Raw genomic sequence first — 8452 nt, 5'->3', positions numbered from 1 at the left:
CGGGGTCTCGTCGCGGCGGTGGCGATGCCCGGCCCCGCCTTCGTCCTCGTGCTCGCGCGCTCGACGGTGTCGCGTTTCCGGTGACGCCCGATGTCGCGGCCGACGGGTGCGCGTGCCCGCGCCGTCCGTTGTGGCGGAACGAGCCGCGGGCGCTGGGGTTCGGCCCGCCGCCCGGCATTCACGGCTGGCTGAACTCCCTTTCCTTGCTTGTCGGTTGCGCCCGTGTTGGGCATGACGCGGGTCGGCGCGGGACGCCCGCCACGGGAGCGGGGCCCGCGCGGATCGATCGCAACCGAGTACGCGCCTACGCCTGGTTCGCCGGCGCGTCGGCGATGCGGGCGGAGGGGAAGTCCACCGGGCGCTTCTCCCGGAAGGCCTGGCGGGCTTCGGCGTAGTCGGCACCGCCGAAATCGAGGATTTCGAGCGCCCCGGACAGCTCGTGTTGGGGCAGCGCATTGGTGAGCCAGGCGTTGAGCGCGCGCTTGGTGAAGCGAAGCGCCTGTTGGGGACCGCGGGCGAGCCCGGACGCTATCTCCAGGGCGCGGGGCAGTACCTGCTCGCGGGGAACGGACAGGCTCACCAGCCCGATTCGCTCGGCCTCGGCACCGGTCAGCTGCTCCGACGTGAGCACGTAGTACTTGGTCTTGGCCATGCCGACCAGCAACGGCCAGATGAGTGCCGCGTGGTCGCCGGCGGTCACGCCGACCTTGGTGTGGCCCTCCATCAGCACCGCGTCGTCCGCGGCCACGCTGATGTCGGCCAGGAGCGCGGTCGACAGGCCGTAGCCGACTGCGGGGCCGTTGATCGCGGAGATGATCGGCTTCTCGATGCGCAGGACCGTCGCGATCCGCTTGCGTTCGGTCTCCAGCATCGCGAGCGCTTCCTCGCGGGTGGGATCGGGCAGCGCGACGTCCATTCCGGTGCAGAAGGCCTTGCCGGCACCGGTGACGACGACGACCCGGGTCTGGTCGTCGCGCTCGACGTCGGCCCAGACCTGGTTCAGTTCCTCGAACATCGGCAGGGTGAGCGCGTTGTACTGGGCGGGCCGGTTGATCGTGATCAGCAGGACGCCGTGCTCGTGGCGCTCGACGAGGACGTTGCCGGTGCCGTGTCGGTAGAGGTCGTTCATCGGACTGTCTCCTTGTGACCCGCGAGGTGCTGTTCGGACCGGAACCGGCTGAGCGCCTCTTCGTGAGCCGGGCGCGCGGCCCGGATGTCGGCGAGTACGTCGTCGGCGGACCGCACCACGTTGCGCGGGTGCTTGAAGTGCGGGATCACGTACTTGCCGAAGAGTTCGATCGAGCGCATCAGTTGGTCGTGGGGCAGGCTGTCGACCCGCAGCACGAGCGCGTCGACGCCCATGTCCGCGTATCGCCGCACGTGTTCGATGCACAGCGCCGGGTCGCCGACCATGAAGCCTTGCGAGCGCTCGAACATGTACTCCTCGTCGTCGAAGTCGACGTCCTTGACCGCGCCCATGTAGGCGTAGTCCTTCGAGAGCTTGGACAGCCGGTCGTAGGCGCCGGTCGAGAGCTTGGCCATCTCGAACAGGGGCTTGGCCTCGGCACGGGCGCGTGCCGTGGTCTCGGCGCAGTGCATACCGCCGCTGATCACGACCATCTTGCGCGGAGTGATCGGATCCGGGTGGTCGGTGGCGGCGAGCGTCTCGTCGTAGAGCTTCACCATGTTCTCGACGAGGTCGAACCCGAGGTAGAGGCCGCCCATGATGGCGCCGATGCCCATCTCGGCGGCGGTCTCGACCGAACTCGGGCTGCCGGCGGCGGCCGAGATGGGCGGGTAGGGCGTCTGCAGGGGTCGTGGAACCAGGCTGCGGGGCGGGATCTTGTAGTGCTCGCCCACGAACGAGAACGTGTCGTCCAGGAAGGCGCGTCGGATCAGTTCGACGCCTTCTCGCCACTGGGACTTGTTCTCCGACGGGTCGACCTCGAAGGCCCGCAGCGCGAGTGTGGTGTTGCCGCGTCCGGTACCGAGTTCGACGCGGCCGTTGGACAGGATGTCCTCGGTCGCGATGCGTTCCGCGACACGCAGCGCGTGGTTGATCCGGGTCGGCAGCAGCGTCACGAGGTGGATGAAGCGGATCCGGTTCGTGAGCGCCATCAGGTACGGGTAGAGCACCTCCGGCGCGGAGACCGAGGCGGTACCGATGGCGACGTGCTGCTCGGAACTGCCGAAGGCATCGAAGCCGACGCGCTCGGCGAGCAGCACCTCTTCCACCAGTTCCCGGTAGCGGTGCTCGTGCGTGAGCCCGACCGGAGTGTCCCCCTCGGTCATGAGGATGAAGTCCATTACCGACCCTTCCGTCGAATGTTATTGGGCGATAACGTAAGACGTAGTTCAGGCCAGGTCAAGGCTCCGCACGGGTCGGCAAGCGTTAGTTTGGATTAACTTTGACTGCGGATGGGATGCCCTCCCCGTGGTACGAGTCGAGCAGGTACGACAAGAGGAGTGATTCCCGTGAGCGAGTTGCGGATCGAGCAGTTGACCTCGCCCGACATCGCACGCGCCGTCGCCGGCGGCATGCGTACGGCGGTCCTGCCGCTGGGTGCGACGGAGCAGCACGGCGCACATCTGCCGCTGTCGGTCGACAGCGAGCACGCCGACCGGCTTGGGGTTCTCGTCGCGGAGCGGCTCGGCGACGCACTCGTGCTACCGACGGTGCGGCTCGGCTGTTCCGCGCACCACCTCGGCTTCGCCGGCACGCTCTCGCTGCGGGCCGAGACGCTTGAGGCGATCTGCGCCGACTGCTGCGCGAGTCTTGCCGCGCACGGCTTCCGCCGGGTGCTGATCTTCTCGGCGCATATCGGCAACTACCCGTTGCTCGGCGGCATCGAGCCGAAGCTCGCCGCGCGGCTCCCCCGCGACCTGGACGTCGTCGCGTTCGCGGACTCGGCGGCGGTCCTCCAGGCTTGGCGCGACGCTGCCGAGCGCGTCGCCGGCCTCGGCGGGCGCGTCGGCGGTCATGCCGACATCGCCGAAAGCTCGATCATGCTGGCCGTACGGCCGGACGCGGTGCGCAACGACCGCGCCGCGGCGGGCTTCACCGGACCCATGGACGACGAACTGCTCGCCCGCGTATTCACCGACGGCATCAAGGCCATCGCCCCCGACGGGGTGCTCGGCGACCCCCGCGGCATGTCCTCCGAGCTGGGCTTTGCCTGCCTCGACGCGGTAGCCGACCTGCTCGCGGAATACGCAACATCACGTTATCGGCCGCTCACGTAAGCTGAGCCCATGACGAGCTCGCCTTCTCCCCGTACGGCATCTCCGCGCACCACCCGTCGGCAGGTGCTGATCAAGGTCGCCGGAGAGCTGTTCAACGAGCGCCCCTTCGACACCGTCACCACGGAGATGATCGGCGCGCGCGCCGGTGTGACCGGTCCCGCCCTCTACCGGCACTTCCCCAGCAAGCAGGCGTTGCTCATCGCGGTGCTCGAGGATCCGCTGAACGAACTGGTGGCGAACGCGCGCAAGACCGCCGCCGAGGTGACGGATCCTCGCGAGGCACTGGAGGCGATGATCGACTACCACGTCGGACGCACCCTCGAAAACGTGCCCTCGACCCTGGTGTTCCTGAAGAACGAACACAACGTCCCCGAAGGCGAACGGCATCGCATGCGACGGATGATGCGCCTGTACGCCGAGGAGTGGAGCGGCCTGGTCACGCGGCTGCGGCCCGACCTGTCGGACGCCCAGACCCGCGTCCTGACCCATGCCGTCTTCTCGATGATCAACGCGGTCCCCCAGTTCAACAGCGGCCTCGATCCCGACACGGTGGCCACGACCATCCGCACCGCCGCGATCAACGCGCTGCTCATCCCGGCGGACCCGGCCTGACCCGACGGGCAACCGGTCGACACCGATCGGTCCGCGGATGAGATCGACGCCGATACCGGTCGGGACACCGGCCCGGCCCCGTTGCGGTGGTGCTCCCTGGGGCAGCGTCTTGTTTCCGGTGACCTGCTGCGTGGCTCCCTCGATGGCGGTGTCGCGTGCGGAACGGGGACGGGACAGGTGTGGGGCGCGAAGCGTGGGGCAGGCGTGGGGCGAATCAGTCGACACGACGGCACCCGACGCGGCAACCGGCTTTGCCGGGCTGCGGAGTCCGTCCGAGGATGAGGAGTTCCTGTGAGCACCGGCGACAACATGTGGGGACACCGCCCCGAGTCCGGCTACACCGCGGGGACGAGCCTGGCCGGCTACAAGGTCGAGGCGAGCGACGGCCACATCGGCAAGGTCGACAAGCACAACGACGAGGTCGACGCGTCCTATCTGGTCGTCGACACCGGCGTGTGGATCTTCGGCAAGCACGTCCTGCTGCCCGCGGGCACGATCACGCGGGTGGACAGCGAGAACGAGGTCGTCCACGTCGCCCTCACCAAGGAACAGATCAAGAACTCCCCCGAGTTCGACAAGGACAAGCACCTCGACGACCGGGATCACCACACCCGGACCGGCGACTACTACGGCAACAACACACCCCCCGGGGCCCCCGGCACCGGCCCCGCCGGCACGCTGTAGTCCGTACGCGCAGCACGAGTCAACGGCGCTCCTTCCGCTTGCCGGAGGGAGCGCCGTTCGCGTGCGCGCTTCCCGGAGGGAGCGCGGCTCGCGTGCGCGATCGGGATCGGGATGTGCCGGCCGGGCAGAGCGCGCGGCTTCCGTCCCGGGCCACGAGTCCACCGACCGACGGGCGGCGGATTCGCCACCCGGGTGCACGGAAGCCGGGTGAGCCTTGCCTCGATGGTCGATTTCTGCTTGAGTTCACTCCTCAGAGGACCTGAGAACCTGAGAACATGAGAACCTGCGAGTGCCTGGAGCCGTGATGCCGTCCCACCCCACATCGAGCCCGATACCGCTACCGGCGCCCCTGCCGACGCCCGCGCGTCCCGCTGGGGAGGGCCGGTGAAGAAGGGACAACTGGCCTTCCTGACCGGCAGTCATGTCGTCAACGACCTTTACCAGGGCGCCGTCCCGGCCCTGCTGCCGTTCCTGATGTCCGAGCGCGGTTACAGCTACTCCGCCGTCTCCGGCATCGCCCTCGCCGCGACCGGCCTGTCCAGCGTGGTCCAGCCCGTCTTCGGCATGCTGGTCGACCGCGCCGCCCGCGACTGGCTGGCCCCGGCGGGCTTCCTCACCGCGGCCGGCGGGATCGCCGCTGCCGGAGTCGCCGACAGCTACCTGCTCACCTGGCTCTGCGTGGCCGTAGCCGGAATCGGTATCGCCGCCTACCACCCGGCCGCCACCAACCAGGCCCGCGCGGCGGGCGGACGGTCACAGCGCGCGATGAGCCTGTTCTCGGTCGGCGGCACCCTCGGCGCCTCGCTCGCCCCGGCCCTGGTGACCCTGGTGGTCGGTTCGCTCGGGCTGTCCGGCGCCTACCTGTTGGCCGTACCGGCCGTGGTGATGGCCCTGTTGTGGACGGTCCGCGGCCCCTGGCTGCGCAGCCGCGGCCACACCCCGGCGCAACCCCTGACGGCAGCCGGCGGCAAGGGCTCCGGCGGACCCGAACTCGTTGACGACTGGCGGGCGTTCGCCACCCTGGTCACCGCGACGGTGGGGTGGTCCATCCCCTACGTCACCGTCGTCTCGCTGCTCTCCCTGCACGTGCAGCGCGACCTGCACGCCTCCTCCGGCGCCGGCGCCGTGGCGCTGACCTCGTTCACCCTCGGCGGAGCGGCCGGCACACTGCTGGGCGGCTGGTTGGGCGACCATTACGGGCGCACGATGCCGGTGCGTACCGGATACCTCCTCGGCCTGCCGGCCCTGGCCGCGGTCGTGTTCGCGCCGACCTTTCGGTCGGCCGAGATCGCCGTGGTGGTGTGCGGGATCGCGCTGTTCCTGCCCTTCGCCCCGCAGGTGACGCTGGCTCAGGACTACCTCCCCACCCGGCCCGGCACCGCGAGCGGCCTCACCCTCGGCCTGGCCATGTCCGTCGGCGGGCTGGCCTCGCCGCTGTTCGGCCGGTTGGCCGATGCCCAAGGGTTGCGTACCGCGCTCGGGGTCGGCCTGGCCGTGTTCACCATCGCCGTGGTCGCCGGACTGCGGCTGCGGGACCGGGCCCTGCCCGCCGACCGGTCGCCGACGTCGACCCGGGAGCCGGCGTCCGTGTAGCACCGATCGGCCGGGGGCGGGGGCGGCCACCCACCGACCCCGCCCCCGGCCGTAACCTGTCCGATGACCTGAGCAGGTGGGACGCAGTCAGGCGGAAACGGAGCGCGGGCGTGACGGTTCGAGCGGTACGACGTACCTCACTGGTGGAGCAGGCCGTCGCGGAGCTGCGCCGCCTGGTCGAGGGCGGCGAGTGGCCGGTGGGCAGCCGACTGCCCGGCGAGGTCGAACTCAGCCGGTTGCTCGGGGTCGGCCGCTCGACCTCCCGCGAGGCGGTCCGGGCGCTGATCGCCGCCGGGCAGCTCCACTCGCGCCAGGGCCTCGGCACGTTCGTCGCCTCGACCGCCCCGGTCACCGATTTCGACCGGCAGTTGCGCCGAGCCGAACTCGCCGATGTCTACGAGGTGCGCGTGGCCTTGGAGGTCGAGGCCGGTCGACTGGCGGCGCTACGCCGGACCCGCGCCGACATCATCGCCCTGCGCGGCGCCTTGGCTGCCCGCGAGGAGTCCCGCGACGGGGCCGAACTGGTGGACGCGGACCTGGACTTCCACCGCGCCGTGGTCACCGCGGCACACAATCCGGTACTCACCGACCTGTTCACCACGTTCCTCGACGCCGTCCGCGACGCCTCCACGGAGATGGTGGCCGACGGGGGCCCGAGCCCCGACGACCACAAACCCGACGCCCACAGCGCCCTGGTCCAGGCCATCGAGGACGGCAACCCGCAGGCCGCCATCGAAGCCACCCGGCGCAACGTCGAACACACCCTCACCCAACTCCGCTCCGAACACCCCTGACCGGGCGAGATGACCCAACGAGGTTACGAGGACGAGCGGTTACGAGGACGAGCAGATCCGGGCGACCTCGACGGCCGAGACGGAACACGCGAAGGCCAAGGCGGCGGCCCGCCACGACCGCACCTCCCGAGCGCCCCGCCCAGCGGGCCTCGACAGGGCTCGGCGCCGTCAGGCCGGCGCGTCGAGCCCGGTGCTCCGCTCGGCGGGTGACCTCGCACGTCGGGCCCCTCCTCGTCGAACTCCGCAGGCACCGCCCCGGGTTGGGCAGTTGAGGGCATACCGGGGCCGGCGGGCAAACGTGGTGGCGGCGTCGGTTCGGTTCCATGATCATTGGTGCGCGGGTTCGGTCGGTGGGGCCGAGGCCGAGGCACCTGCGGGTGGGGAACGAGGGCGCGTGATGGGACGAACAGGGGCGAAGAGATGGCCTTGGGTGCTCGCGGTCGTCGTCGCGGCCGGTCTTGCGGGCGGCGGGGGTTACGCCACACTGGAGGTCTCGGGCGACGGGTCGACTCGCGCGGAAGCGGAGGAACGCGACAACAAGGACTTGGCACGTCTCGCGTTGCTGCGCCGGCTGGACACCCAGGCCCGGCAGACACGTTCGGTACGCCTGGTCTCGCGGGCCACCGGCGATGTTCCGGCCGAGCTCGCATCCGCGCGGGTCACGATCGACGTCGACCTTCGACACGAGGGTGTGTATCGCGGGGAGACGGATTTCCGCTCGGGGCACGCAGAGTTCCGCAGGACCGCACGAGGGCTGTACGTCAAAGGCGACCGGGGCTTCTGGCAGACCCAGGACGGGTTTCGCGACAAGCCGGCGGCCGTGGAGGCCGTCGTGGGTTCCTTCGTCGAGGTGCCCCCGGAGCAACAACCCACCGGCCAACTGGACACCGTCGCCGTCCTGGGGGACCTGCCCCGCCTCGCCCGCCTGATCGCCGCCGGCCCCGAACACGCCCAGCCCCGGGCGGACGACCCCGGCACCTTCGACGAGATTCTCCTCGACGCGCCGGCGGCCACCGGGGGCGGCGTCTTCCACGTTCCCGCGCGCGGAGTACGCGCCCTCCCCACCCTGCTGACGATCCCGCCGCACACCGAGGCCGGACAACTCGTCCCCGGAGCAGTCGTCGAATGGACCCGTTTCGACGTCCCCGTCGACGTCGACACACCCTCCGCCGACGCCACCGTGCCCTGGCCTGCCGCGGCCCTCGCCCCATGACCGTGACCGGTAGTGCCCGACCTGCGCGTAGCGCCCGTCGTGCGCCCGGCTCCCCTGTCGTGAAGTGCGGCCCTGGGCGTCGGCGGCCGTTGGCGGCGTAGCCGCAGCCGGGCACGGGCACGGGCACGGCAGCGTTCGAAACGTCGCGGTCGAACCGTTTCACGGTGTCGGGCATGGCGGTGGTCGCGTGCGGGTGCGGGGTGCGCTTGCGGCGCGGTTCCGGGGCGGGGGGCTTTCGTGGGGTCGTTCGTCACGGCCGCGCGAGGGGGTGACGCGGCCTCCGGTCCGGGCCTCGCCGGTGCGCCGGTCGTGC

8 protein-coding genes are annotated in these 8452 nt (G+C 70.6%); 6 read left to right on the top strand and 2 right to left on the bottom strand.

Going from position 1 to position 8452, the window contains the following annotated elements; translation table 11 throughout:
* Window positions 1-304: 304 nt before the first annotated feature.
* A complete protein-coding gene (locus GT354_RS31315; protein WP_161359751.1) occupies window positions 305-1129 on the bottom strand; it encodes an enoyl-CoA hydratase/isomerase family protein in 825 nt (274 codons plus the stop codon).
* Window positions 1126-2307 (bottom strand): LLM class flavin-dependent oxidoreductase, encoded by a 1182-nt coding sequence (locus GT354_RS31310; RefSeq protein WP_161359750.1) that lies wholly within the window; start codon window positions 2305-2307, stop codon window positions 1126-1128. Before GT354_RS31310 ends, GT354_RS31315 begins: the two co-directional genes overlap by 4 nt.
* Before the next feature lie 168 nt (window positions 2308-2475).
* On the opposite strand from GT354_RS31310, the gene GT354_RS31305 reads away from it, so the two are divergent.
* From GT354_RS31305 to GT354_RS31280, 6 genes are all read left to right on the top strand, one after another.
* Entirely contained in the window at window positions 2476-3243 is a 768-nt protein-coding gene (locus tag GT354_RS31305; protein ID WP_202512518.1) for a creatininase family protein, read from the top strand.
* A gap of 9 nt (window positions 3244-3252) precedes the next feature.
* On the top strand, window positions 3253-3855 hold the full coding sequence (locus tag GT354_RS31300; protein ID WP_161359748.1) for a TetR/AcrR family transcriptional regulator: 603 nt from the start codon (window positions 3253-3255) through the stop codon (window positions 3853-3855).
* Between the two features lie 309 nt (window positions 3856-4164).
* Entirely contained in the window at window positions 4165-4539 is a 375-nt protein-coding gene (locus GT354_RS31295; RefSeq protein WP_161359752.1) for a PRC-barrel domain-containing protein, read from the top strand.
* A 384-nt stretch (window positions 4540-4923) separates the two neighbouring features.
* Window positions 4924-6132: an MFS transporter gene (locus GT354_RS31290; RefSeq protein WP_161359747.1), complete on the top strand. Its 1209-nt coding sequence runs from the start codon at window positions 4924-4926 to the stop codon at window positions 6130-6132.
* 110 nt (window positions 6133-6242) lie between these two features.
* A complete protein-coding gene (locus GT354_RS31285) occupies window positions 6243-6926 on the top strand; it encodes a FadR/GntR family transcriptional regulator (RefSeq protein WP_161359746.1) in 684 nt (227 codons plus the stop codon).
* A gap of 397 nt (window positions 6927-7323) precedes the next feature.
* Complete coding sequence (locus GT354_RS31280) at window positions 7324-8139, top strand: hypothetical protein (RefSeq protein WP_161359745.1); 816 nt, start codon at window positions 7324-7326, stop codon at window positions 8137-8139.
* Window positions 8140-8452 lie beyond the last annotated feature (313 nt).

The organism is Streptomyces sp. SID3343 (assembly GCF_009865215.1).
Classification (GTDB): Bacteria; Actinomycetota; Actinomycetes; order Streptomycetales; family Streptomycetaceae; genus Embleya.
The sequence above is the reverse complement of the archived record's forward strand: the minus strand, read 5'-3'. Positions and strand labels throughout refer to the sequence as shown.

What these genes read in the sequence shown, in the direction of transcription:
- GT354_RS31315 (WP_161359751.1), bottom strand. Translation starts at nt 1,129, where the DNA reads ATGAACGACCTCTACCGACACGGCACCGGCAACGTCCTCGTCGAGCGC.
- GT354_RS31310 (WP_161359750.1), bottom strand. Translation starts at nt 2,307, where the DNA reads ATGGACTTCATCCTCATGACCGAGGGGGACACTCCGGTCGGGCTCACG.
- GT354_RS31300 (WP_161359748.1), top strand. Translation starts at nt 3,253, where the DNA reads ATGACGAGCTCGCCTTCTCCCCGTACGGCATCTCCGCGCACCACCCGT.
- GT354_RS31295 (WP_161359752.1), top strand. Translation starts at nt 4,165, where the DNA reads ATGTGGGGACACCGCCCCGAGTCCGGCTACACCGCGGGGACGAGCCTG.
- GT354_RS31280 (WP_161359745.1), top strand. Translation starts at nt 7,324, where the DNA reads ATGGGACGAACAGGGGCGAAGAGATGGCCTTGGGTGCTCGCGGTCGTC.